Origin of the sequence: Natronomonas halophila (assembly GCF_013391085.1) — an archaeon.
In the GTDB taxonomy this organism is placed as follows: Archaea; Halobacteriota; Halobacteria; order Halobacteriales; family Haloarculaceae; genus Natronomonas; species Natronomonas halophila.
The window spans coordinates 2,799,658-2,823,176 of the sequence record NZ_CP058334.1 but is presented as its reverse complement, the minus strand read 5'-3'; the positions used below and the strand labels follow the sequence as shown (position 1 = coordinate 2,823,176).

Annotated in this window: 23 protein-coding genes and 2 tRNA genes; 14 read left to right on the top strand and 11 right to left on the bottom strand. The window is 63.3% G+C overall.

The features are described from left to right. Positions 1-400: 400 nt before the first annotated feature. Positions 401-471 (top strand) — tRNA-Gly (locus HWV23_RS14980). 453 nt (positions 472-924) lie between these two features. Here the strand turns inward: HWV23_RS14980 and HWV23_RS14975 are convergent. The 4 genes from HWV23_RS14975 to HWV23_RS14960 all read right to left on the bottom strand — a co-directional run bounded on the left by HWV23_RS14975 (position 925) and on the right by HWV23_RS14960 (position 5,880). Next, positions 925-1,551, bottom strand: coding sequence for a class I SAM-dependent methyltransferase (locus tag HWV23_RS14975; RefSeq protein WP_178291192.1), 627 nt, complete (start codon positions 1,549-1,551; stop codon positions 925-927). A gap of 37 nt (positions 1,552-1,588) precedes the next feature. Further along, the gene (locus HWV23_RS14970; protein ID WP_178291191.1) at positions 1,589-3,670 is read right to left on the bottom strand and encodes a type II secretion system F family protein; all 2,082 of its coding nucleotides are present in this window, start codon (positions 3,668-3,670) and stop codon (positions 1,589-1,591) included. Further along, entirely contained in the window at positions 3,671-5,293 is a 1,623-nt protein-coding gene (locus tag HWV23_RS14965; protein WP_178291190.1) for a type II/IV secretion system ATPase subunit, read from the bottom strand. A 98-nt stretch (positions 5,294-5,391) separates the two neighbouring features. Next, positions 5,392-5,880, bottom strand: a complete 489-nt coding sequence (locus HWV23_RS14960) for a DUF7549 family protein (protein WP_178291189.1) — start codon at positions 5,878-5,880, stop codon at positions 5,392-5,394. Between the two features lie 108 nt (positions 5,881-5,988). Here HWV23_RS14960 and HWV23_RS14955 point away from each other — a divergent pair, with 108 nt between their 5' ends. Then, the gene (locus tag HWV23_RS14955) at positions 5,989-6,444 is read left to right on the top strand and encodes a DUF5793 family protein (protein ID WP_178291687.1); all 456 of its coding nucleotides are present in this window, start codon (positions 5,989-5,991) and stop codon (positions 6,442-6,444) included. 54 nt (positions 6,445-6,498) lie between these two features. Here the strand turns inward: HWV23_RS14955 and HWV23_RS14950 are convergent, their stop codons facing one another. Beyond that, on the bottom strand, positions 6,499-7,149 hold the full coding sequence (locus HWV23_RS14950) for a helix-turn-helix domain-containing protein (protein WP_178291188.1): 651 nt from the start codon (positions 7,147-7,149) through the stop codon (positions 6,499-6,501). Between the two features lie 126 nt (positions 7,150-7,275). On the opposite strand from HWV23_RS14950, the gene HWV23_RS14945 reads away from it, so the two are divergent. Next, positions 7,276-7,578 (top strand): DUF5785 family protein, encoded by a 303-nt coding sequence (locus tag HWV23_RS14945; protein ID WP_178291187.1) that lies wholly within the window; start codon positions 7,276-7,278, stop codon positions 7,576-7,578. Between the two features lie 432 nt (positions 7,579-8,010). Here the strand turns inward: HWV23_RS14945 and udk are convergent, their stop codons facing one another. Continuing rightward, entirely contained in the window at positions 8,011-8,595 is a 585-nt protein-coding gene (gene udk, locus HWV23_RS14940; protein ID WP_178291186.1) for a uridine kinase, read from the bottom strand. Between the two features lie 88 nt (positions 8,596-8,683). Here udk and HWV23_RS14935 point away from each other — a divergent pair, with 88 nt between their 5' ends. Continuing rightward, positions 8,684-9,445, top strand: coding sequence for a GTP cyclohydrolase III (locus HWV23_RS14935; RefSeq protein WP_178291185.1), 762 nt, complete (start codon positions 8,684-8,686; stop codon positions 9,443-9,445). 113 nt (positions 9,446-9,558) lie between these two features. Further along, a complete protein-coding gene (locus tag HWV23_RS14930; RefSeq protein ID WP_178291184.1) occupies positions 9,559-10,794 on the top strand; it encodes an ABC transporter substrate-binding protein in 1,236 nt (411 codons plus the stop codon). A gap of 63 nt (positions 10,795-10,857) precedes the next feature. Here HWV23_RS14930 and HWV23_RS14925 read toward each other — a convergent pair whose 3' ends face one another. Genes HWV23_RS14925 through HWV23_RS14910 form a run of 4 tightly spaced genes read right to left on the bottom strand, consistent with a single transcriptional unit; the run spans position 10,858 to position 15,023 of the window. Beyond that, complete coding sequence (locus tag HWV23_RS14925; RefSeq protein ID WP_178291183.1) at positions 10,858-11,637, bottom strand: ABC transporter ATP-binding protein; 780 nt, start codon at positions 11,635-11,637, stop codon at positions 10,858-10,860. Next, on the bottom strand, positions 11,634-12,509 hold the full coding sequence (locus tag HWV23_RS14920) for an ABC transporter ATP-binding protein (RefSeq protein ID WP_178291182.1): 876 nt from the start codon (positions 12,507-12,509) through the stop codon (positions 11,634-11,636). Before HWV23_RS14920 ends, HWV23_RS14925 begins: the two co-directional genes overlap by 4 nt. Continuing rightward, the gene (locus HWV23_RS14915) at positions 12,502-13,890 is read right to left on the bottom strand and encodes a branched-chain amino acid ABC transporter permease (protein ID WP_178291181.1); all 1,389 of its coding nucleotides are present in this window, start codon (positions 13,888-13,890) and stop codon (positions 12,502-12,504) included. The genes HWV23_RS14920 and HWV23_RS14915 overlap by 8 nt, the downstream gene beginning before the upstream one ends. Then, complete coding sequence (locus HWV23_RS14910; RefSeq protein WP_178291180.1) at positions 13,887-15,023, bottom strand: branched-chain amino acid ABC transporter permease; 1,137 nt, start codon at positions 15,021-15,023, stop codon at positions 13,887-13,889. The genes HWV23_RS14915 and HWV23_RS14910 overlap by 4 nt, the downstream gene beginning before the upstream one ends. A 173-nt stretch (positions 15,024-15,196) precedes the next feature. Here HWV23_RS14910 and HWV23_RS14905 point away from each other — a divergent pair, with 173 nt between their 5' ends. The 8 genes from HWV23_RS14905 (at position 15,197) to HWV23_RS14875 (ending at position 21,770) form a co-directional block, all read left to right on the top strand. Then, positions 15,197-16,381, top strand: a complete 1,185-nt coding sequence (locus HWV23_RS14905) for a phosphoglycerate kinase (RefSeq protein WP_178291179.1) — start codon at positions 15,197-15,199, stop codon at positions 16,379-16,381. Positions 16,382-16,384: 3 nt separating this feature from the next. Next, positions 16,385-16,891, top strand: a complete 507-nt coding sequence (locus HWV23_RS14900; RefSeq protein WP_281362666.1) for a GNAT family N-acetyltransferase — start codon at positions 16,385-16,387, stop codon at positions 16,889-16,891. A gap of 5 nt (positions 16,892-16,896) precedes the next feature. Further along, positions 16,897-16,970: transfer RNA gene (locus tag HWV23_RS14895), tRNA-Thr, on the top strand. Between the two features lie 174 nt (positions 16,971-17,144). Next, positions 17,145-17,279: a hypothetical protein gene (locus tag HWV23_RS17215; protein WP_281362665.1), complete on the top strand. Its 135-nt coding sequence runs from the start codon at positions 17,145-17,147 to the stop codon at positions 17,277-17,279. Then, entirely contained in the window at positions 17,276-17,938 is a 663-nt protein-coding gene (locus tag HWV23_RS14890; RefSeq protein ID WP_178291178.1) for a hypothetical protein, read from the top strand. The genes HWV23_RS17215 and HWV23_RS14890 overlap by 4 nt, the downstream gene beginning before the upstream one ends. Before the next feature lie 166 nt (positions 17,939-18,104). Next, positions 18,105-20,216 carry a minichromosome maintenance protein MCM gene (locus tag HWV23_RS14885; RefSeq protein WP_178291177.1) on the top strand — a complete coding sequence of 704 codons (2,112 nt, stop codon included), beginning with the start codon at positions 18,105-18,107 and terminating at the stop codon, positions 20,214-20,216. A 491-nt stretch (positions 20,217-20,707) separates the two neighbouring features. Further along, a complete protein-coding gene (locus HWV23_RS14880) occupies positions 20,708-21,055 on the top strand; it encodes a 7-cyano-7-deazaguanine reductase (protein WP_178291176.1) in 348 nt (115 codons plus the stop codon). Continuing rightward, positions 21,042-21,770: a DUF6610 family protein gene (locus tag HWV23_RS14875; RefSeq protein WP_178291175.1), complete on the top strand. Its 729-nt coding sequence runs from the start codon at positions 21,042-21,044 to the stop codon at positions 21,768-21,770. Before HWV23_RS14880 ends, HWV23_RS14875 begins: the two co-directional genes overlap by 14 nt. An 80-nt stretch (positions 21,771-21,850) precedes the next feature. On the opposite strand, the gene HWV23_RS14870 is transcribed toward HWV23_RS14875, so the two are convergent. Further along, positions 21,851-22,261, bottom strand: a complete 411-nt coding sequence (locus HWV23_RS14870) for a VanZ family protein (protein ID WP_178291174.1) — start codon at positions 22,259-22,261, stop codon at positions 21,851-21,853. Between the two features lie 140 nt (positions 22,262-22,401). Between HWV23_RS14870 and HWV23_RS14865 the strand changes: the two genes are divergently transcribed. Continuing rightward, positions 22,402-23,487 (top strand): tyrosine-type recombinase/integrase, encoded by a 1,086-nt coding sequence (locus HWV23_RS14865; RefSeq protein WP_178291173.1) that lies wholly within the window; start codon positions 22,402-22,404, stop codon positions 23,485-23,487. The last annotated feature ends 32 nt before the right edge of the window (positions 23,488-23,519 follow it).

Genomic DNA, 23,519 nt, shown 5'->3' with positions numbered 1-23,519 from the left:
TCCGGCCGTTCGTCTTCGTCTTTCGGCTTTCCGAACTCGAATTCCTCCAGTTCATCCCCCTCCCCCGAATCACTGTCGCTGCTCATAGTCCCCCCGTTCGATCACTGACCGATTTCCAGCGTGATGAGAGAACCCTCCACATACGTCGTTCATGCGATCTACTTGTTGATTCGTAAATGTGCATTTAATGTTATTGCCCGAATTTACCTGTCTTTTTTAGTGCTGTTCGTCTCACACGGGAAGAGGGCATGCTCTAAATTCCCGCGCGTGTGGTCGTTGATTACCGTTGACACACTTCACCACCAATAAATCTTCGCGAGATTCATGATTCGTTTTGGACCCGGGTGGCCGACCCAAAGGAAAATTGACTTAAACGGAGATGGCGAAGAATCACCTGCTTGCGCGGTTGGTCTAGCGGTATGACTATGGCCTTCCAAGCCATCGACCCGGGTTCAAATCCCGGACCGCGCATATTTCTGCCGAACCAACGCCAGCAGCGCTGAGTGTCTGCGAAGCGCTGCTGGAACCCCGTGAGGCAGAAATCTCGCCCCGGATTTGAACCCTGCAAGTCACAGCCCGGAACGGCCCGCAGGGCCGCACGCCCGGACTGTCTTGCTCCGGTTCAAAATCCCGGACCGCGCACTACCACTTTTTACACGGCCGCTCGCTCCGCGAGCGGCCGGCAAAAACGTGGGGAAAATATGCGCGCTGCGTGGCGGCTTCGCCGCCACGTCCATGCGGTTGCGGGCTCCGCCCGCAACCCGCTCCTCCAGTCGCGCCCACTCGCTACGCTCGTGGGCGCGGTAGTCGTCGCGCGCTACGCTGGCTCGGCGCTCCGCGCCTCGCCAGCGGGAACCGCCTCGGGGGCGTTCTCCGAACGCCCCGCTCGGCGGATGCTATCTCTAAACTCTAATCGCCCTCTCGTCAATCCGATTCGACGACGGCATAGCAGTTCCCGCTCGAAATCCAGGAACGTTCGACGGCCAGCGCGCTGGCATCGAGGTCCGCATCGAACTCCGTGGGCGCATAGATGTGGTAGAACCGAGGAACCGTCTCGCCACCGGGAAGCGTCCAGTCGACGTCCGTATCGAATCCCTCGTCAGCATCCGCGTCGGCCTCGAAGCGGTCGTGGGCCGTACTCCAGGCACTGACCAGCGCCGGACCGTCGAGGACGCGCGCCAGTTCGTCCAGACTCGCCCGACGAAGCGACCGACTCGGCAGATGGTGGAGGGTCGCGACGTAGACCGCGAGGCCGACCGAATCGTCGGTAAGCGGCAGTCGTGAGGCATCGCCCTCGATGAGTGCCGCCGTCGGGACGCGGTCGGCGGCAATCGTCAGCAACTCGTGGCTGATATCGAGGCCGACGACTCGGTCGGCGTGGTCGGTCAAGAGTTCGACGTGGCGGCCGTTGCCACAGCCGAGGTCCAGCGCGGTTTCGGCCGTCCGGTCGGCACAGAAGGATTCGACTTCGGGCCAGGGGTACTCCCGCGTCGTCGCGAAGTGTTCGGCGATGTGTTCGTAGGTGTCCCGCACGCCCTGCCGGTCGTCCATACCCGACGTATCCACGGCGGTCACAAGAGCGCGACGATTAGCCCAAAAGCGTCAGGATGACGTAGGTTACCGTCAGCATGATGGTCGAGTGTTTGACGCCGTCCTTGATGGAACCCGCACCCATCATCCCGCCGACCAGCCCCGAAAGCGCCGACTGGATGATGGCGGTATGGAAGAAGGCCAGTCGATAGTCGTCGACGTCGCCGCTCTCGAAGCCGCCGATGAAGCCGGAACTACCGGTTCCGGGGCCGGAGATGGCGCCGGTATCCGGCAGGTTCGGGATGAGGACGTAATCCAGTGCGATGATGACGATGAGGAAGACGATGAAGGAGACGTAGATGACGACGAGATACGTGAACATCTCCTGTCGGCGCTGCCGGCGGAGGCGCTGGTCGGCCCGCGCCTGCTCGGCGGCGATACGGAGCACCGGCCCGATTTCGTTCGAGGCGCGCATCGCGTTCGTGATGAGCGTGACCACGCGCGTAATCGAGGGCGTCCGAACGCGGTCCTCGAAGCGGTCCAGCGCTTGCGCGACGGTCGCGCCCCACTGGATGTCCCGCCAGATGCGGTCGACCTCCTCGTCGAGAGCGCCGACGTCGCTGCTCCGGACGCGGTCGAACGAGGAGACGACCGCGATACCGGCCTCGTTGAGGCTGGCCAGCCGTTCCAGCAGGTCCGGTACCGCCTCTTCGAGGCGGCGGAGACGGCGCTGGCTCGTCTCGTAGACGACCGCGAACGTCGCCATCAGAACGAGGGCCGACTGCACGAGGATGTCGTCGAGGACGCGAGGGTCCAGCGTGCCGTCGGCGAACGCCGAGGGGAGCCGATAGGCGGTAATGGCGACGACGAGCGGGACGGTCACGTAGAAGACGAGCGTCGGCTGGTTGATGGCCGACTGGACCGGTGCCGCCAGCGTGCTTCGGAGCGAACGAATCCGGTCGTAAGCGCGAAGCCGGTCCCAGTTCGCCCGCGAGCCCGCTCGCTCGTGGCCGCCGTCGGCCTCCAGCGTCTGTTCGTGGCCGACCGTGTCCTCACCCGCCGCGAGGATGCGACTGCTGTCCCGCGAGGCGCGGAGCGGCTGTGTAATCTCGGCGAGGTAGGCCAGAAACAGTAGGTTCCCCGCCGGAAGGATGATGTAGGCGATGGCTTGGATAATCAACAGCGTATCGCCCGTGGTCAACCCGATGATAAGCAGGATGGTTACCAGAAAGAGCATCCCGGCGACGACGGTGGTCACGTACACCTCGGCGGTCGTCGCGAGCAATTCGAGGATTTCCTCCTGCTGTTCTTCGGCTTCCTCCCGGTAGCGCTCGTATTCCTCCTTGAGGAACGTGGAAATGTTGCGGCCGCTCTGGAGGACGCTCCCGAGGTTCTCCGAGAACCGCTCGAACTGGTTGGAGGGGGTCTGCTGGGAGAGGCCCTGAACCGCCGTCACCAGGTCGACGCTGAACAGGTCCATGTTTCGGACGGCGATACCGACCTCGGAGGCGCCCTCACCGAAGACGCCCTCGTTGCGGGACAGCGCCCGCATCACGTCCGGAAAGGCCATCCCGCCGCGGGTCAGCGCGTAGATGAACGCCACCATCCGCGGCATCCCGGCGTCGATCTGTCGGCGGCGGGTGTCCGAGCGGATTTCCGGCAGTTTCCAGCGCACGGTGTAGGCACCGACGCCGCCGATGAATCCAACGACGGCGCTTGACCCGAGAAACAGCAGGAAAACGAGGCTATCGAAGGTGACCATGCCGGAAATCCCGGGCAGCGACGGCACCCACGAGAGGTCGGGGAGGTTGGTGAACACCCCAAGCGAGGGCGGGGCCGAAATATCGAGCGTCTCGGCGACGGCGAGTATCGCCGCCCCGATGTAGATGCCGATAATAGCCCCCGAAAGCGCCGTACCGAACGTGTACAGATACGTTTTGGTCGCGTACTCCCGATAGGGCGTTCCGATGGAGGCGGTACGAAGCGTCCGCTCGCGCCGCTTGTTGACCGGGAACCGTCCACCGTCGAAGAGCGTGAACGCTATCCGCGAGAGGAGAGCGTCGAGGCGCGCGCTGTAGGGCACGACGAGGAACGTACAGAGGATCAACACCGCGGCGAAAAGCGGCAGTAGACGCAGCATCTATGGGTTCGGTTCGGCTTCGGTCGGTTCCAGTTCGACGCCTTCGATTTTGTCCATTACCGTCTCGGGGTCGGCGTAGTACTTGTTGACCATCGCGGTGAACTGCTCGTACTGGTTGACGCTTTCCTCCTGAAGGTATTTGAGGAACGTCCGGCGGCGCTTCATCTCCCGGAGCAGTTCGGACTGACTCCAGCCCCGCTCCTCGCGGATTTCGTCCATGAGGTTCCGATTGCCCTCCCGGTAGGTGTCGTCGGCCGACCGCCACTCGTAGGCGCTGGCGTAGTCGAGTTCGCCGGTCCGCTGGTCGATACCCTCGATTTCCGCGATCGATTTGGCGCGGCGGACGCGTTCGCCGCCGAACCGGGCCAGCGTCTGCACACAGAGCACGTCCAGCGACTGGACCATCGGCCGCGGGACGTTGATGGGTTCGTTTTCGAGGCGGTTGATGACCGTCTGGACCGAATCGGCGTGCATCGTCGACAGCGTGGTGTGGCCCGTGTTCATCGCCTGAAAGAGCGTAATCGCCTCCTCGCCCCGGACCTCGCCGACGATGATATACTCCGGCCGGTGACGGAGCGCCGACCGCAGCAGGTCGTACATCGTGACGTTAGCAGCCTCGTCGAGCCGTTCGCGGGTCACACAGGACAGCCAGTTGTCGTGGTACAGGGCGAGTTCCCGGGTGTCCTCGATGGTGATGAGTTTCGACCGCGGCGGGATGAACATCGAGATGGCGTTCATCGAGGTCGTCTTCCCGGACGCCGTCCCGCCCGCGAAGATGATGTTCTTGTTGTGCTCGATGGCCATCCAGAGGTAGGCCATCTGCTGCAGCGAGTAGGTGCCGAAATCCAGCAGGTCGATTGGCGTGAACGGCTCCTCGCTGTATTTCCGAATCGTGAAGGCCGACCCGCGCGGCGTTACCTCTTCGCCGAGAGCGAGTTCGGCACGCGAACCGTCCTGCAGCGTCGTCTCGACGACGGGATTGCCGACCGAGATGTGACGGCCGGCCTGCTGGGCCATCCGAACGATGTAACTGTCGAGCTCCTCCTGTGCGAAGGAGACGTTCGTCTTGATGTCCAGATAGTCGTCGTGGTAGGCATAGAGGGGGATGTCGTAGCCGTCACAGGAGATGTCCTCGATGTAGGGGTCGTGCATCAGGGGGTCGAGCCGGCCGAAGCCCTGAAACCGTCGATAGAGGTAGTAAAACAGCCGATAGAAGCCAGCGACGTCGACCTCGATGCCGTACTGTTCGAGACGCGTCCGGAGTTCCTTCCGGAGGACCTCCTCGGGACTGCCTTCCCGCGTGTTGTAGAGCAGCGGCGTCCGAACGTCATCGTAGAGGGTGCCGACCAGTTCCGTCTCGAAGCCGTCCAGTTGCGGTTCGACCGCGTGATAGAGGTGCTCGTCGTCGTCCTCCTGATAGGTGATGACCGCGTAGGAAAACGGCGCGTTCAACCAGTATCGGTCGATTTCTCGGCCCTCGAAGGGCCGGTCCTCGACGACGTGTTCGTGTTCGCCGGGACGGTATAGCTCGTCGGGGACGCGTGACCCACGGAGCATCTCGACGGTCCGAACCAACTGTTCACGAACGGAATCGAGTGGCCCCTTGCTTTGATTGCGTGCCATCTGTTAGGTTCCCTGACAGCCCCCAGTTTCGTTCCTCTGTAGTCGGCCACCCAGTATAAAACACCCGCCCGTTACGGGACGGAAACGTGCTCGTGTTCTCACGTCCGCTCGACGGCCAGCAGCGACCCACCGAGGAAGAACATGAACAGGACGCCCACCGGAATCGTGAACACGGCAAGCCCGACCCAGAGGTAATAACAGCCGACCGCCAGCGGCACGCCCGCCCCGACCAGAAGCACGCCCATGACCCGAACGGGGTCGACCGGTGCCTTGGCTTCGAGTCGCTCCTCGTAGACGTAGTAGACGATACTCAATGCGAGCGCGAGCGTCAACACGACGGCGCCGACGCCCCACAGTTGGTAGGCCGTCGCCGTCGCCGCCGCTGCCGCGCCGCCCGGACCCTCGTGAACGAAGACCGAAAACGCGCGGAAATTGGCCAGCGTCGGGGTGAACTGGACGAAGACGTACGGGAAGTGGATGCGAATCTGGGTGCCGGCGGGGATGTATGTGACGACCCATGGCATGAGCGAGCACAGCCACGCTGATAACACGGCGAGTTCTCCGGCGTACTCCGAGCGGACCCACATACCCCACCGCGCGCCGGGCAACGGGTAAAAGATATCGCATCGGGAGATGGCGTCGCCTGGGGCGTTACGTTCATGTCCGCGGCCACCCTACGCACCGATACAAAAGGGATGCGGCGTGATTATTTCACTCTGACCGTCGACGGTGTTGCTACCGACGAGCCACAGCGGCCCGTCGTCACGATTACGTACGAGGGGCCGACCGACCAGCTCGAATCGCGGCTTACCAAGGGCGGAGAGGTCCTCTCCGAGGACGAAGTCGACGTCGCCTTCCGTCTCAAAGAGCCCCTCGAAACTGACGACCCCGAGGGCGTCATCGCCCTCGCCGACCGGATGACCGGCGAGTACGTCCTCGAGTTGAACGCCGACGCCGACTCCGTCTTCGAGTTCATCGAGGCCGCCCGCGAGTTCGGCGCCGACCAGGACAACGACAACCGGTATCGCATCGTCCTCGAAACCGACGGCAGCCATCTGGCCACCTACGACATGTCGTCGCTGCTGGTCTACGACGCCGACGGGAACCTCCTCCGCGGCGAGAGCCTCATCCCCAGCGGCGTCGAACTGTAGATAAGGGCCACGTCGTCGTCTTCCGTTTTTCCGCCTTCTAAACGACAAGTCGGCCTACTGAATCAATCCGCTCACGACGCGGGACTCGGCCTTCCGGAGGTGTTCGTCGACCGTCGACGGCGCACAGCCGAGGTTGTCGGCGATGTCCTTGTGTGTCGCGCGTCGCGGGACGTCGTAGTAGCCTTCCTCGACGGCCGTCTCGAAGACCTCCAGTTGGCGCTCGGTCAGCGGCGACAGCAGGTCCTCGTTGCCCGGGACGTACGTCCCGGCGTTGTCCACCGAGAAATCGATGGTATCCGGAATCGCCCCGAGGGCGTTCCGGAGGTTCTCGTGGGTCCCGACCAGCGTCGCCCGGAGCCCCTCGTCGGTGAACTTCAGCGGCGTATCGACGATGAGTGCGTGTTCGTGGGCGACATCGAGCAGGACGTTCCCCCGGGACGTCTGGTCGGCCTGCACGAAGACGTGATAGCCGTTGCCCGCCAGGTCCACGGCCTCGTAGTCGTGGATGTCCGGACGCTCGTCGAGGGCCTCGGCGAACCGTTCGCCGTCGCCCGTCACACGGTATAACAGGACCGTCGTCCCGTCCGCACGGGCGTCGACGTGCAAGAGCGCTTCACGCGATATCGCATCGTGACCCCCGATAAATCGATCTATCGGGTGAACAGCACGCTCCGTCGGCGAGAGGCTGAGTTTCAGGTATTGCATGGGGTAATCCGGTCTGTCAGCATCCGGGTTAGGACGGGGATTTAAGGTTCTGACAAAACCGTCCAAACGTCGCGAACGTCAACCGGGAGCGGAAACGCTTTTGGGACGGGTGTCCGACTCATAGGTATGGATTGGCCCCACGACCCCGACGGCGAGGAAGGCTCCGAGGGGAAACGCAAGTACGGGCAGGCAGTTCTCGCAAAGAAACTCGACGAAGAAGAGGACTTCCCCCTGCAGAAGGCGGACTTCGTCGAAGACCACGGCGACGAACCCGTCCGTCTCAACCACGAACGAGTCGTCAGCGTCGACGACATCTTCGAACACGTCGAGGAAGACGAGTTCGAGGACATCGTCGACTTCCACAAGGCCACCGGCCGCGCGATGCGGTCGGCAGGTATGTGGGAAATCGACGTGAAGAAGCACGCATAGCCACTTTTCGCACGCGAACTTTTTGCACGCTCGGCGCGGCTTCGCCGCGCCTCGCGGCAAAAACTTCGATGAAAAAGACACGGCGGCCCTCCCGATGGTCGGGCCTTGGTCCCGCGCTCCCTTCGGTCGCGCGGCGAACCGCTCGCGCGCTTTCAGCGCGCTCGCGGACATCATCAATTCTCTGCCGAGATAACCGACACGAGAACTGGACGTTAGCAGGCTGATATAAGAATCTTGGTCAGCATCCGCCTTGGGGGCGCTTTTCAAGCGCCCCCAAGGCGGTTCCCGGCGCCGAACGTAGTGAGGCGCCGTAGCGACGAGCGACTACCGCGGGCCGTAGGCCCGCGGCAGGAGCGAGTCGCGCATATTTTCACCACGTTTTTGCCCGAGTGAGCGCGCCGAAGGCGCGCGAAGGAGGTGCAAAAAGTGGAGTTACGCGATACGATTCCTGAGCAACTCGACGGCTTTCTCGTTGGCGCCCTCGGGGATGATGAGGTGGGCGTCCCGCTTGGTCGGGCGGACGAACTGTTCGTGCATCGGTTTGACCGTCGAGAGGTACTGGTCGATGACACCGGAGAGGTCGCGGCCACGTTCCTCGACATCGCGCTGGATACGCCGGAGGACGCGCACGTCGGCGTCGGTCTCGACGTAGAGACGGAGGTCGAGACGCTCCCGGACCTCGTCGTCGTAGAGGGCGAGGATACCCTCGATGACGACGACGGACCCGGGAGCGACGTGGACAGTCTCGTCGGTGCGACGGTGCTCCTCGAAATCGTACTGCGGCATCTCGATTGGGTCGCCGGATTCGAGGGCGTCGAGGTGGTCACGCACGAGGTCCCAGTCGAAGGCGTCGGGGTGGTCGTAGTTGATGCGGGCGCGTTCTTCGGGCGGGAGTGCCGAACGGTCCCGATAGTAGTTGTCGAGGGGGAGCACCCGGACGTCCGCGACATCCTCGGTGACCTGCTGGGCGATGGTGGTCTTGCCGGCCCCCGACCCGCCGGCGATACCGATGAGCATGCGGGAACGCTCGGTTGGCATCCTCAAAAGGCCGTCGTGGTCGCTCGGGATGGTAAGGCAAATACCGGCGCGTCGCGAATCACCACGCGTGACGAACACGCAGGTAACGCTCATCCAGATAGATAACTACGGGCCGTGGACGGTCACGCCCGAGCCGCGCCGCGAGCCGGACCTTCAGACGCTGCAATCCCGACTTTACGCCGACCTCTCGCAGCTCATCGGCAACCGCGACGGCTACGTCTTCTTTACCCGCTTCGACAACATGATCGCAGTGACGAACGGCCTGGATACCGACGCCCACGCGCTGATTCAGGAATCGGTGGGCAACCGGTACCCGGTGACGGTCAGCCTGAGCATCGCCGCCGACCCCTCGCCGGGGCAGGCCCTCGGGACCGCGACCGACCAGTTGCAGGAGGCCGGCAGCGCACAGGACCGCGGCCGGACCGAGATTCTCCGCGGGGACCCAGTGCCGGAGTCGGCCCGTACCGACGAGGACGTGCAGGTCGCCCACTTCGACGTCAACGACGCGACCAGCAAATACACCGACCGCCTCAACGAGTTCGACTCGTTCATCAACATCGAACAGGGCTACGCCGAGTTAATGCGGTACATGTGGCGGGCCCACGAATCGCCCTCGTTTTTCGTCGGCGGCGACAACATCATCTCGGTCTGCAGCGACATCGACCACGAGGGCTTCTCGGACGCCATCCAACACGTCCGGGAGGCCGTCGGCGTCGACCTGAAGGTCGGCGTTGGGGCCGCGGACAACCCCCAGTCGGCCGGCATGGCCGCGAAACACGCGCTGGAGACCTGCCGTGAGGAGAACACGGCCGTCGAGTTCAGCGACTGAACGCCCCCGCAACCGCCACGACTCGCCGGTGAGAAACAACCGGGGATTCAAATACCCAACCCATGTGTATGAGGCTCACATTTATAAGCCACCGGTATATATAGCCACCCGGTATGCCACGCAACGTCAAACGACGTGATGTATTGAAGGGTGCCGGGGCCGCTGGGGCCACCGTCGCGTTCGCCGGCTGTCTCGGCGGCGGGAACGGCAACGGAAGCCGCGCGCTCAAACAGGGGGTCCTGCTCCCGCTTTCGGGCGACCTCGCGAACCTCGGTCAGCCCATCCGTGACGGCGCCATTCTGCCGGCCGCGGAACTGGAAGGCGAAACCGACTACACCATCGACATCAGCGAGGAGGACACGGAGACGAACCCGCAAGCCGGTATCTCCGGGGCCGACGCCCTCATTGACGCGGGCTATCCGGCAGTTACGGGGCCGGCCTCCTCGGGTGTGAACCTGCAGGTGACCCAGCAGTCGCTCATCCCGAACTCGACGGTCGGCTGTTCGCCGTCCTCCACGGCGCCTGCGGTGACGACTCTCGAAGACGACGACTATATCTATCGGACGTGCCCGTCCGACGCCCTGCAGGGACAGGTCATCGCGCAGGTCGGCGCCGAAGAACTCGGCAACTCCGACGCCGCGACGATGTACGTCAACAACGACTACGGGCAGGCGCTCTCGCAATCGTTCGCCGACACGTTCGAAAGCGAATACGACGGCGAGGTCAAACAGCAGGTCTCCTTCGAGCAGCAGCAGAGCTCCTACACCTCCCAGCTGGAGTCCGCGCTCAACGACAGCCCGAGCCTACTGGTCGTCATCGGCTACCCCGAGTCGGGGAACCAGCTGTTCCGTGACTACTACAGCGACTTCGACAGCGGCGAGGACATCGTCGTCACGGACGGCCTCATCGACAACGAACTCCCGGACAACGTCGACAACGACATGGCCAACGTGACCGGTACCGCGCCGAAATCCAGCGGTCCCGGCCGCGAGACCTTCGACGAACTCTACGAGAACGAGTACGACCGCGCACCCGGCGTCTTCAACGCCCAGGCGTACGACGGAACCGCCATCTGTCTGCTCGCGAACGTCTACGCCGGCGAAAACGATGGGACCGGCGTCCGCGACAACATGCGGCGGGCCGCCAACCCCGAAGGCGAGGAGTTCGGCCCCGGCGAACTCGCGGAGGCCATCGAGGCCGCCGACGCCGGCGACGACATCAACTACCAGGGTGCCTCGTCGGCGACGAACTTCGACGACAACGGTGACATGGTCGCCGTCTCCTACGGTATCTACGAGGTTCAGGACCGCGACTTCACCGAAGTCGACTCCGTCGCGTTCGGTCAGTAAGCGAAACCCAGTTTTTTCTTTCAAAAAGAGCCGCAAACCGACAGTCCGCCGTCCGCAACCGGGTTAGCCGCCGAGGAACTCCTGGCGGACCTGCTCGTCGTTCAGCAGCGCGTCCCCGGAGTCCATAAAGCGGTTCTGCCCCTGCACGAGGACGTATCCGCGGTCACAGCGTCGCAGGGCTTCCTTGGCGTTCTGCTCGACCATGAGGACGGCCGTCCCGGCCTCGTTGATACGGTCGATGCGGTCGAACATATCGTCGACGAGGTCGGGTGCCAGTCCGGCGGAGGGTTCGTCCAGCATCAGCAGGTCGGGGTCGAGCATCAGCGCCCGGCCCATCGCGAGCATCTGCTGTTGGCCGCCGGACATCGTGCCGGCCTTCTGGTCCTTCCGTTCCTCCAGAATCGGGAAGCGGTCGAACACCTCATCGAGGCGCTCCTGTGGCACCTCATCGAGGATGTAGGCGCCCATTTCGAGGTTCTCCAGCACCGTCAGCGTCGAGAAGATGTTGTCCGACTGGGGGACGTAGCCCAGCCCCTTGTGGATGATGTCCTCGGGCTTTTCGCCAGTGATGTCCTTGCCGTCGAACTCGATGGTGCCGCCCATGTGGTTCGTCAACCCGAAGATGGACTTCATCACGGTCGATTTGCCGGCGCCGTTCGGGCCGACGATGGTGACGTACTCGCCGTCCTCGACGTTCATGTCGACGCCTTCGAGGATTTGCAGGTCACCGTATCCGGCATCGAGGTCACCCACCTGCAGGAGGCTCTCGTCGGCCGTCGTGAAGTCCGTCGCATTGACGTTCGCTTCCGAGACGTCCCGCTGGTCGCCAGTTCCCGAGCTCATACGTCCTCACCCAGATATGCCTCGATGACCTGTTCGTTGCTCCGAATCTCTTCGGGCGGCCCCTCCGCGAGGAGCTTGCCCTGATGCATGACGATGACGTGTTCGCAGTTCTCCATGATGAGGTCCATGTCGTGTTCGACGAGCAGGAACGTGTAGCCCTGCTCGCGGAGTGCGTGAATCCGGTCGAGGAGTTTCTCCTCCAGCGACGGGTTCACGCCCGCAAACGGCTCGTCCAGCAGGAGGACGTCGGGGTCGACCATCAGCGCTCGGGCGAGTTCGAGCAATTTCCGCTGGCCGCCAGAGAGGTTCCCGGCGTACTCCTCGGCGAGGTGGTCGATTTCGAAGAACTCCAGCGTCTCCCAGACCTCCTCCCGGAGGTCCGCCTCCTGTTCGATGACGTCGCCGCGAAGGCCGGGCGTCACCGATTTGTAGAGCTTTTCGCCGATCTGTCCGCGCGGTGCGAGCATCAGGTTTTCGAGGACGGTCATCTCCTCGAGTTCGCGGGCGATCTGGAAAGTCCGGACCAGCCCGCGGTTGGCGATTTCGTAGGGCTTCTGTCCCGTGATGTCCTCGCCTTTGAACAGGACCGTCCCGCCGTCGGCGTCGTGGACGCCGGTGATGCAGTTGAACGTCGTCGATTTGCCGGCGCCGTTCGGGCCGATAAGGCCCGTCAGCGAACCCTCCTCGACTTCGAAGGAGACGCCGTCGACGGCGGTGATACCGCCGAAGTGCTTTTCGAGGTTCTGCACGCGCAGGGGAAGCCCGCGGGGGGTCTCCTGTGCGGCTTTCTCGATTTCGCTTTCCTCGACGTCGGGCAGTTCTTCGGGGTCTTTCGCCTCGGGGCCGCCCGCGGCGTTCGGTGTGTCACTCATCGGTCTCACCTCCGTCGGCTGCCGCAGCGCTGCCCTCGCGTTCACTGAGGTTGACGCTGGCAGCGATTTCCTTCCGGTGGCCGAGCAGGCCATCCGAGCGGTTCTGCATCAGGTAGACGAGTACGACACCGAGGAAGACGAACCGCAGGGAACTGATGTTGCCGATGGTGTACCCGAGCCAGCCCAGCGGGTCCAGCGTGGTGAAGGCCACATAGAAGTTGCTCGGCGAGGGCATCGAGGCACCGGGGCCGGAAAGCGTGACCAGAAGCGCCTCGATGCCGGCTTCGATGACCCGTGCCAACTGCCGCGGCCCCTCGAAGAGGAACGCCGCGAAGACGGCGCCGCCGACGACGCTGCCGGTGTTCGAGCCCGACCCGCCGACGATGAGCGCCGTGAAGATGTAGAAGGTCACGATGGGGCGGAACGTGTTGGGATTGACGAAGCCGTACGAACCCTGCCAGAGGATGCCGCCGAGACCCATCAGCGCACAGCCGACCATGAAGACCTTGATTTTGAACCAGCGGGTGTCCTTGCCGAGCGACTGGGCGACGAGTTCGTCCTCCCGAATCGCTTTCAGGACGCGCCCGAACGGGGAGTTCCCGATACGGACCAGAAGGACGTAGTAGGCCGTCATGACGAACACCAGCAGGAACAGGCCGTAGGTGGCGCCGTTGACGACGCTGGTGTTGACGCCGAGTGATCCGCCGAGACTGTAGACGAACTGACCGAGCGCGTTCGGGTCGCTCCCCGGCCCGTAGATGTACGACGTCGGCGAGGAAAGCGGCGTGTTGATGCCCTGTCCGCCCCCAGTCCCGAACTTGAGGCCGAATATCTCGACGACGTTGTAGCTGCCGGATTCGGGGTCGGTGACCGTCCCCGAGAAGTAGTCCGCGTTGAGCACGAGTCGGATAATCTCCGAGAGGCCGACCGTCACGATAGCGAGATAGTCGGCTTCGAGTTGGAGCGCCGGCAGCGCCGCGATGCCGCCGATGATTGCCGTGATGACGAGCGCGCCGAGGATGGCAATCGGGACGGGCAGGCCGAAGCCGGGCGGGGAACCACCCGGCGGCCCGGCCAGAATCGACATCGAGTAGACGCCGACGGCCATGAAGCCGGCAATCCCGATGTTGAAGAGGCCGGTGTAGCCCCAGTGCAGGTTCAACGCCAGCGCCATGATGGCGTAGACGGCGATGAGGAAAGTGAGGTTCTGCAGGGAGTTGGCGACTGCCGGTACGATTGCCGCGTTCGCCATGAACGAGAGGTAAACCTGTGAGAGGGCGTAGACGAGGTAGGTACCGGCCAAAAGCGCGATGATGAGTCGTTTGTCGTCCTCCTTGATGGAGTCGGGGACGGCACTCCAGAGCCGCTGACCGACGCTCATGCGGTCTTCACCCCCGCGAACAGCCCTTCGGGCCGATAGAGCAAGACGAGAATCATGACGGTGAAGGCAGCGACGCGAGCGAAGTCGGACGGAATCCACACGAGCGAGAGCCGGGAGGCGATACCGATGATGATGCCACCGGCCATCGCGCCGTAGACGCTGCCGATACCGCCCAGGATGACGCCGGCGAAGATGAGCAGCAGTAGCCGCCAGCCCATGTTGAAGCTGATGACGCCCCGTTCGAGCACGATGAGGAAGCCGGCGATACCGGCGAGGCCGCCGCCGATAATCCACGTCGCGCGGATGACGCGTTCGGTCGGGATGCCGGTCACCTGCGCGAGGTCCTTGTTGTCAGCCATCGCGCGCATCGCCTTGCCGAGTTTCGTCCGCTGCAGCAGGAAGTGGATGCCGAACATGAGCGCGACGGCGGCGATGATAAGCGTGATTTCGTGGAGGTCGATAGGAACCGACCCCTCACCGACCGGGATATCGAACTGCGGGATGGCGCTGGTCGACGTCAGCCCGGACGAACTGGTGCCGAAGACGAAGACGATGGCGTACCGCAGCGCCAACGCGACACCGATAGAGGCAATCAAAAGCGGGATACCGCCCTTGTCGCGCATCGGCCGGTAGACCCACCGGTCGAGCAGGAGGACGACGGCGACGGTCCCAAGCCCCGACGCGATGAGGCCGAGCACGACCGCAAGCGGTGCGTTCGTGACCGAGATGAGAGACGTTTCGTTGAACATGAAGATATCACGGAACGGCGCGTCGACCGAGAGCGTGGCGAACCCGACGATGTACGCCACGAGCCAGCCGGAGAAGGCGCCCGTCGTGATGTAATCCCCATGAGCGAAATTGGCGAAGTTGAGAATGCTGTACGTCATCGAAAGTCCGACCCCGGCAAGGCCGACGACCAACCCGACGATGAGGCCATCAAGCAGGAAGCGGGCCAGATTCGTAAGCGGGAGTTCACCACCGATGAGGTGAACGCCGCGGGGTTGTACGGACACGTTCGCCGCTTTCAGTATCAAGTCGACGAGCAGGTACAGAAGCACGACGCCCAACAGCGCGACAGCCGGACGTTCAACGAGGACTCGCCTGCTGGTCGAGTATGTCTCAGCTACATCCATGAGTCGAGTTCACGCGGTACCTTCGGATTCCAAGCAATAAATAAACCTTCGTTACCACTCCGCTCGATTGCCTTAATTGTCGGATATTGACGGCCGCAACGACCGTAATCGGCGGTCGGCCGGAACAGTCGAGGAACAAAACGCCTATGCGGGCCCCGCGGGGAGCCCACAGTATGATACGGACGCTCGACGACCTCGATGCCGAGGGGGCGGCACTCGGGGTCCGCGTCGACATCAACAGCCCACTCGAGGACGGCGAGTTGGCCGACGATGCTCGGCTCCGCGCCCACGTCGATACCGTCGAAGAACTCTGTTCCCGAAACGCCCGCGTGGCCTTGTTGGCCCATCAGGGCCGCCCCGGGGGCGACGAGTTCACCGACCTCTCGACGCACGCCGACCGCCTCGACGAACTCCTCGATTGCGCCGTCGACTACTGTGATACCACCTTCTCGTCGGGCGCCCGCGACCGCATCGACGACCTCGACGACGGCGAAGCAGTCCTGCTGGAGAACACCCGCTTCTACTCGGAGGAGTACATGTCCCTCGACTCCGACGAGGCCGCCGAAACCCACCTCGTCGCGAAACTCTCCCCCGCCCTCGACGCCTACGTCAACGACGCCTTCGCCGCGGCCCACCGCCGCCAGCCCTCCATCGTCGGCTTCCCCGAAACCCTGCCCGCCTACGCCGGCCGCGTCATGGAGGAGGAAATCGACGTCCTCGGCAACATCGACGAAAGCCCCGAACCGCGCGTCTACGTCCTCGGCGGCGCCAAGGTCGACGACTCAATCGACGTCGCCCGCTCGGTGCTCGAACGCGGCCTCGCCGACGCCATTCTGACCGCCGGCATCGTCGGCAACGCCTTCCTGCTCGCCGACGGCGTCTCGCTTGGCGCCGCCTCCGCCGCAGTCGTCAACGAACGCACCCACGAAGCCGTCCGACAGGCCGGCGACCTGCTGGACGACTTCAGCCACCGCATCTACATGCCGCGGGACGTCGCTATCGAGCGCGACGGCGAGCGCGTCGAAATCGGCCTCGACGAACTCCCCGCCGAGGAACCCGCCATGGACATCGGCGCCCGGACGCTCGCGGCCTACGCCGACATCCTCGAAGATGCCGGCACCGCCATCCTCAACGGCCCCGCTGGCGTCTTCGAGGACCCGCTCTTCGAGGAGGGCACCCGCGAACTCTACAACGCGGCCACGCGCGCTGAGATGAGTATCGTCGGTGGCGGCGACACCGCCGCCGCGCTTCGCGGCCTCGGCGTCGACGGCTTCGACCACGTCTCGACCGGCGGCGGTGCCGCTCTCAAGATGCTTACCGGCGAAAACCTGGTCGGCGTCGAAGCCCTCGACCAGTAGCCCGTGAGCGACGACGCCTCGTTTCGTATCGAACCCGCCGACAGCGACGACGCCGAGACGATGGCCGACCTGTGGGTCGCCCTCGCCGAGGACCAGCGCGCCTACGGCTCACACCTCGAACCCGACGCCAACTACGACCGGATTCACGAGTCGATGCTCCAGCACGTCGTCGCCGACACCGCCCTCGTAGCCCGAGACAGCGACCGTATCCTCGGTTTCGTCACCTTCGGTCCCGAATCCGAGAGTTTCGAGCAGGACACCACCCGCGGCCTGATTCACAACGTCTTCGTCCGGGCGGCCCACCGCGGCAACGGCATCGGCAGCGACCTGCTGGCCGCCGCCGAGGAGCGCCTCGAAGCGATGGGTGTCGACGCCATCGCGCTGCAAGCCATGGCGACCAACGACCGCGCCCGAGCGTTCTACCGTCGGCACGGCTATCGGCCGCACCGAATCGAACTGGAAAAGTCGGCCGAAAGCGATAGCCTCACAAAAGGCGACGGTCAAGAGTGACTCGCGCCAGGGGAGCTTGGGTGGTCCAAGCACCCGACTTGTAATCGGGAGTTCGTGGGTTCAAATCCCACCCCTGGCTTAATCCTTCAGGTTCAAAGCCTGTAGCGCGCGATATCGGCAGTTCAGCAGTTTCTGCACCGTCGGCACAGCCCGACGTGAGGTTCGAAGCCAATGCGTGTGCCGACGCTGAGGCGTTCGTAGCCAAGGGCCGGCTCCGACCCGATTGTACGGAGCCAAACGGAGGTGTCGCGGCGTGAGCCGGTTCACCGCCGTCTGCGGCTGTCTCGGCTGCAAGCGTGATGCCACGACGGTCGTTATCCACGATGAACACGGTCAGCGGGCCGTCTGCGACCACCACGCCCGCGATCAGGAGGTGATCGCTGAATGACGGCCTGCGAAGACTGCGAGGAACTTCGCGAGCGGCTGGACGAACTCGAAGAGTACATCGAGTTCGTGCAGAACGACCACGATGCCTGGAAGGAGAACGTCTATCAGCCGCAAAAGCAGTCGGCGGCAGCCGAACGCGATGACGCCCGTCAAGAGCGGGTCGAGCTCCAGGCTGCCGTCGACGCGCTCCAGTCCCGCGTCACGGAATTAGAACGGAAACTCGATAGTGTTGTCGGTGTCGACGATGCGAAGGATAGCAACCCCGAGAAACGCGCCAACGACCTGCGGCTGGCGCTAATTCGGGATGCCGAAGAACGCGGCGATTCCCACGACCAGAAGAGCCAGATGTGGTGGGAAGACGTCCAGCAGTTCTTCGCGCGTACCGGCCACGGCGAGGTCTCGAAGCCGGATTGCTACAAGGCGATGAAGTGGGCGTCGGGTGAGGAGGAACACGCGCCAGCGTCGTTCCAGCCCGGCGCCGGCTTCGCGATGACGACGAAGACGAACCCGAACGGCCACGAGGTAATGGCCGTGAAGGTCGACGTCACGGAGATCGACCCAGCCGAACTGCCGTCCTACCAGGATAGCGCCGTTGAACGCCCCAGTAGCGATGCTACTACCGGGTTAGTGCAGGGTAACCCCGCAGAACGAGTGAAATAGGTCCAAATCATGCCACGAGCGGATGTAAACAGCGGACGATTAGAGTACAGTACGGCAGAGAGTGTGTCCTCGGTGTTCCTCTTGTCGGGGAATACGGGGGGTTCGACCACCCCATTCGCGGTAGTAGGACCGCTACCCGACACAGCGGGAACGGAGGTGGCTGCACGTGTCTGTTGAGTCCAACCGCGGGGTCGTCGATGACCCGGAACGACTCTCGTCGTTCTATCGGACGTACTACGAGTCCGAGCTCGGGAAGTTCCTCGAAGCCTACGACCCCGACACCCGGAACGTCTTCGAGGTCAGCTACTCGAAACTGTTCCGATGGGACAGCGACCTCGCCGAAGACTACCTCGTTGCGCCCGACCGCGTGTGTTACGACCTCGTGACGGGTCTCGCGAGCATCGACTGGTCGTGGACCGACCACGAGACCGGCGACACCATCGAACTCCAGCGAAACGCCCTGGACGTCCGGGTCACCGACCTCCCCGACCACGCCGTCTATGATGTCGGCGACTACCAACTCGATGCGATTGACGGTAGCCTCGCCGGCATTCGCGGCCAAGTTGCCAAGCGTACGCAGAAGAAACAGATTATCGAGACGGCGGCGTTCGAATGCGTCCGCTGTGGGAACTACACCATCGTCCCGCAGTCCTCGGATGACTCGCTCGACGAGCCGCGAGAGTGTCAGAACTGCGAGCGCCAAGGACCGTTCAAGTTCAAAAAGAACGCCGACCAGACTGAGAAACACTCCCACCAGCGCGTTCGGCTGCAACTGCCGCCGGAGAAGGCTGCGACGGCGACCGACGAGACGATTGACGCCGTCCTGCATGGCGACCTCGTCGACGAGGTGACGCCGGGCGACCGCGCGGTCATCAACGGTCGCGTGGAGTCCGAACTCCAGTACAACGGCCAGCAGCCGACCCGGCTGCTGGACCTGGAGGTCAAGGGCGAGTCCATCGACATGCTGGAGGCTGACTTCGATGATATCGAGATTGAGGAACACCTCGACCGCATCAAGGAGATCGCTTCGAAGCCGAACCCTATCGAGACCATCGTCGACTCGATAGCGCCGTCCATCCGTGGTTACGACGCCATCAAGGAGGCCATCGCCTACCAGATGTTCGGCGGCGTCGAGAAACAGCTCCCGGACGGCGCACACAAGCGCGGGACGATGCACATTCTCATCGTCGGCGACCCTGGCTGTGGGAAGTCAGCACTTCTCCGGTATGCGAAGCGCCTGTCGCCGCGGGCGGTCTACACCAGCGGGAAGCAGTCGACCGCCGCTGGCCTCACCGGCGCCGCGGTGCAGGACGACTTCGGCGACGGTGGCTGGACCATCGACGCGGGCGCGCTCGTGGAGGCTCACAAAGGCCTCGCGGCGATTGACGAGTTCGACAAGATGGACGACGAGGACCAGTCGGGCGTGATGCAGGCGATGAGCGAGCAGGAGATTAGCATCTCGAAGGCCGGCATCAACGCGACGCTGCCGGCGAAGACGACGGTGCTGGCGGCCGCGAACCCCCGCGATGGCCGGTTCGACCAGTACGACCCCGTCGCCGAGCAAATCGAGCTTGATCCGGCGATTTTCTCGCGGTTCGACCTCGTGTTCACGGTGTCGGATTCGCCGGATGCCGAGCAGGACCGCGAAATCGCCTCCCACATGACGAAGGTGGCCCAGGTCGGCCAGAAGATTGCCAACGACGAATACAGCGTCGACGACGCGGAGTCGGCGACGCCGGCTATCGAGCCGGAGGTGATGCAGGCCTACATCGCGCACGCACGGCAACTGAACCCCGTCCTGACGAAGGAGGCGATTCAGCGCATCACCGACGAGTACGTCGACCTCCGGACGGCCAACGACGATGACGGCCCGATCCCGACGACCGCCCGCATGACCGAGGCGCTGATTCGACTGGCGGAAGCCAGCGCTCGCGTTCGGCTCTCCGAGCAGATTAGCGAGGAAGACGCTACGCGGGCCATCGCCATCCATCGGCGGTGTCTGGAAGACGTCGGCATCGACCCCGAGACGGGGGAGTTCGATGCCGATATCAAGGAAACCGGACGCTCGAAGTCCCAGCGCGACCGCATCGACCTGATTAAAGACATCATCGGCGACCTGGAGGAAGAAGAGCGGATGGGCGCGCCCCATGAGGCGGTCGTCGAGCTGGGCGAAGACGAGGGCTACGACCGCTCTGACGTCGAGAAGAGCATCACGAATCTGAAAGAGAAAGGCGCGATTTACGAGCCGAAATCCGAGCACTACAGGACCTCAGAATGACCCGAGAGACCAGCGACAGCGACCAGCGAGAACAGCACGCAGACGACCCACAAACACCGATTAACGAAACTATGCACGAAACTAGTTCACGCGCGGACCAGGTAAAGCGGGAAGACTGCCCGTACTGTCCTGGCGAACTCACGCCAGTAGAGGGATACGGAGCGGTTCATGAGTGTGACGGCGAGGACTGCCCGGCAACCTTCGTTGCTGTAATCGGTTCAAAAACGGAGGTATCGCAATGAGCGGAGACCAGACCGGTCAATCTGTGGACGGCATGAAGCGGTCGCGGTCTCACGTCTGTATGGGGTGTGGGTCGCCTGCCCAGCTAGTCGACGAGGGGCGACGGGCTGCTTGCCCCGACTGTGGAAACGACTGGAACGTCGGCCCTGACCCGTGCGAGCGGTGTAACGATGACGGATGGATTTGGGTCGTGAAGACGGACGCCCCGTGTCCCGACTGCACGGCCTACGCCGAACCACAGGAGGGACACCATGCCTGAGAAAGATATGGAGCGATTCGAGGCGCCGCCGTCGGAGCAGGTGACGACCTTCGAGACAGACGAACTCACGGCGCTGTGCCCCTTCGACTTCGGCGGCCCGGACCACTACACGCTCGTTATCAAATACGAGCCGGCGGACTACTGCCTCGAATCGCGGTCGCTGAAACAGCGGCTCGAATCCTACCGCGACGAGGAGATCACCGCCGAACGCCTGGCCGACGCCCTGTACCGCGCCATCGAAGACGCCATCGTGCCGGAGCGCCTGTACATCCGACTGGAACAGGCACGTCGCGGTGGCATCGAGGAGACTGTGGAGGTGGGCGACCGTGCCCTCTGTTGATATTATCACGACGGGGCGGCCGGACCTCACCGAGTACGCCGCCGAATACGGCTACCTCCGCGGCGCTCGACTCGACAAACTCGGCGAGTACGAAGTCCGCGGCATCTCGGTCGACTTCCTCGATATGCACTGGGAAGACCCACAACCGGACCTGTTGGTCGAGAAAGCCCGCGAGCACACGCCGAAGTACGTGATTGCGGGCGATTACCTCCGCGACGAGGATAACGTGGCAGCGGTGAACAACCGAGCGGGGCGGCTTCGGCCGCACGCCGAGAACGTCATCGTCGTCCCGAAGTCGCCCGGCGACCTCGCGCACGTCCCCGATTGGTGTGTCGTCGGCTATTCGACCCCGACCGACTACGGCGGGACCGACATCAAACGCCGCAAGTACCGCGAGACGCACCACGACATCCACATTCTCGGCGGGACGCCGCATCAACAGCACCGCGTGCTTGCCGACCTGTGGGTCGAGAACGTCGTCTCGATGGACTGCAACAGCCACCACAAGGCCGCGACCATCGGCGCGAAGGCGTGGTATCCTACCCGCCCGCGCTGGCGGAAGGTCGGGCCGGCAGGTATGGAGAACGCCGTCGAGCAGGCGTACAAAATCTCGGTCGGGAATCTGAACCGCGAGCATCAACGGCGCGGGTTGTTTCCGGCGACTGACGGCGGAAACAGCCTCACGGACAGCACGGATACTGACCGATCTGACTGAACAAAGCGAGATAAATCCACTTATCAATAAAAATGAACCAAGCTGATTCACACAACAACGATACCGTACGATCAGTAGTCTCAAAAGAGATCCACCATCTCAATCCGGCTCCGAATGAGAAACCAAGGGATGGCGAACAGCGCTCCAAGAGCGTTGGCGTAGGCATCAAGAACCGAAAAGTACCGATAGGGGACCAGAGCTTGGGCGGCTTCGATGCCGACTCCATACAATATCGTGGCTCCGATAATCAGGCCCATAAGCTGCCACGACGGTCGATCCCAATCGGCGGTGGCGTACGCGAGTGCATTCGCCAACGCTCCATACGCGAGGAAATGGCGCCACTTATCGAGGGGAAGCGGATCTGGCTTCGGGGCAACCGGTTGAGCAGGCGGTGCTGTAAGTACAGAGAGATAGAAGATGACGGCAGCCAGTCCAAACGCCAGAATCCACCGAACAGACGTAGGAAACAGGGGTATCCGAACTTTGGTCATCTAATCTACGCCACATACTCGTGGAATGAAGGTGTTCTGGAACGCCTTTGGGTATCTCCCTCACTCATTTCTAATCAAACCAAGCGGAATCTCCACCCACTAAGTCCGGATACTGACCGTTCCACGGGAAGGGCGCACCCATGACCGGCACGCCCGATCTCACCGTTCGGGAGGCCGCCGAGCGCTGGCTTGACCGAAAGCGCGGCCCATCGAGTGATTCCTCGATCTCCACCCTCTACTACAGACTGAAGCAGTTCTGGGAGTGGTGCGAGGAGAACGACATCGAGCAGTTGGAGGACGTGACACCGTGGACTATCGAAGAGTTCGAAGCCGAACGGCGGTCGAAGATCAAGCTTCTGTCGCTGAACAAGCAGTTCGGAACCATCCAGAACTGGCTCGAATGGTGCGCCTCCCGCGGGCTCGTTTCCGAGGAGGTCGTGGAGGCCGTCAACCCGCCGGACGTTCCGAAGCAACAGAAATCGAGCGACATCAAACTCGATGACGAGGACGCCCTCCCGCAACTCGCGTTCTACCGGAACAATGAGGAGCACCGGGCTTCGCGACGGCACATCGTCCTCGAACTCCTCTGGCACATCGGCTGCCGGATGGGCGGCCTTCGAGCGCTCGACTTGCGCGACTACAACGACGTTGAAGGGGCCGATGGGTCTCGGATTCGGTACCTCTACTTCCGGCACCGACCCGAGAGCGGCACCCCGCTGAAGAACAAGGAGGACGGCGAACGCCCGGTTTGGCTCTCGGAGCGGGTCGCCGACCTCCTCGACGAGTATCTCAAGTTCAACCGGAACCGCGTCCGTGACGAGAACGGGCGCAAACCCCTCTTCACGACGTCGGTTGGGCGAGCGTCGCGAACCACGATCCGTACCGATTCGTACTTCGGAACGGCGCCGTGTCTCCGGGACCCCTGCCCACACGATCGGCCCGACCAGGCCTGCGAATACTGGAGTAGCGACTCCATCAGCAAGTGCCCGTCTACCCGCAGCCCCCATCAGATTCGGACGGGCTCGATTACTTGGCAACTCAACCAGGGCGTCTCGATGACGACCGTCTCCGAGCGCGCGAACGTCTCGGTCGACGTCATCGAAGACCACTACGACAAGCCGGACCCGATGAAGGCGCTTCGGAAGCGCCGGGCGCCGGAACTGAGCCGACTCAACCTCGGTCACGAAATCGACGAACTCAGCCACATCAACGGAGAAGAAGCATGATCACAAGTATGTCAACATCACGAGCGGAACGA

What these genes read in the sequence shown, in the direction of transcription:
- HWV23_RS14950 (WP_178291188.1), bottom strand. Translation starts at nt 7,149, where the DNA reads ATGCAATACCTGAAACTCAGCCTCTCGCCGACGGAGCGTGCTGTTCAC.
- HWV23_RS14920 (WP_178291182.1), bottom strand. Translation starts at nt 12,509, where the DNA reads ATGAGTGACACACCGAACGCCGCGGGCGGCCCCGAGGCGAAAGACCCC.
- HWV23_RS14915 (WP_178291181.1), bottom strand. Translation starts at nt 13,890, where the DNA reads ATGAGCGTCGGTCAGCGGCTCTGGAGTGCCGTCCCCGACTCCATCAAG.
- HWV23_RS14905 (WP_178291179.1), top strand. Translation starts at nt 15,197, where the DNA reads ATGATACGGACGCTCGACGACCTCGATGCCGAGGGGGCGGCACTCGGG.
- HWV23_RS14960 (WP_178291189.1), bottom strand. Translation starts at nt 5,880, where the DNA reads ATGTGGGTCCGCTCGGAGTACGCCGGAGAACTCGCCGTGTTATCAGCG.
- HWV23_RS14880 (WP_178291176.1), top strand. Translation starts at nt 20,708, where the DNA reads ATGCCTGAGAAAGATATGGAGCGATTCGAGGCGCCGCCGTCGGAGCAG.
- HWV23_RS14955 (WP_178291687.1), top strand. Translation starts at nt 5,989, where the DNA reads ATGCGGCGTGATTATTTCACTCTGACCGTCGACGGTGTTGCTACCGAC.
- HWV23_RS14970 (WP_178291191.1), bottom strand. Translation starts at nt 3,670, where the DNA reads ATGCTGCGTCTACTGCCGCTTTTCGCCGCGGTGTTGATCCTCTGTACG.
- HWV23_RS14865 (WP_178291173.1), top strand. Translation starts at nt 22,402, where the DNA reads ATGACCGGCACGCCCGATCTCACCGTTCGGGAGGCCGCCGAGCGCTGG.
- udk (WP_178291186.1), bottom strand. Translation starts at nt 8,595, where the DNA reads ATGCTCATCGGTATCGCCGGCGGGTCGGGGGCCGGCAAGACCACCATC.
- HWV23_RS14890 (WP_178291178.1), top strand. Translation starts at nt 17,276, where the DNA reads ATGACGGCCTGCGAAGACTGCGAGGAACTTCGCGAGCGGCTGGACGAA.
- HWV23_RS14925 (WP_178291183.1), bottom strand. Translation starts at nt 11,637, where the DNA reads ATGAGCTCGGGAACTGGCGACCAGCGGGACGTCTCGGAAGCGAACGTC.
- HWV23_RS14975 (WP_178291192.1), bottom strand. Translation starts at nt 1,551, where the DNA reads ATGGACGACCGGCAGGGCGTGCGGGACACCTACGAACACATCGCCGAA.
- HWV23_RS14930 (WP_178291184.1), top strand. Translation starts at nt 9,559, where the DNA reads ATGCCACGCAACGTCAAACGACGTGATGTATTGAAGGGTGCCGGGGCC.
- HWV23_RS14945 (WP_178291187.1), top strand. Translation starts at nt 7,276, where the DNA reads ATGGATTGGCCCCACGACCCCGACGGCGAGGAAGGCTCCGAGGGGAAA.
- HWV23_RS14910 (WP_178291180.1), bottom strand. Translation starts at nt 15,023, where the DNA reads ATGGATGTAGCTGAGACATACTCGACCAGCAGGCGAGTCCTCGTTGAA.
- HWV23_RS14965 (WP_178291190.1), bottom strand. Translation starts at nt 5,293, where the DNA reads ATGGCACGCAATCAAAGCAAGGGGCCACTCGATTCCGTTCGTGAACAG.
- HWV23_RS14870 (WP_178291174.1), bottom strand. Translation starts at nt 22,261, where the DNA reads ATGACCAAAGTTCGGATACCCCTGTTTCCTACGTCTGTTCGGTGGATT.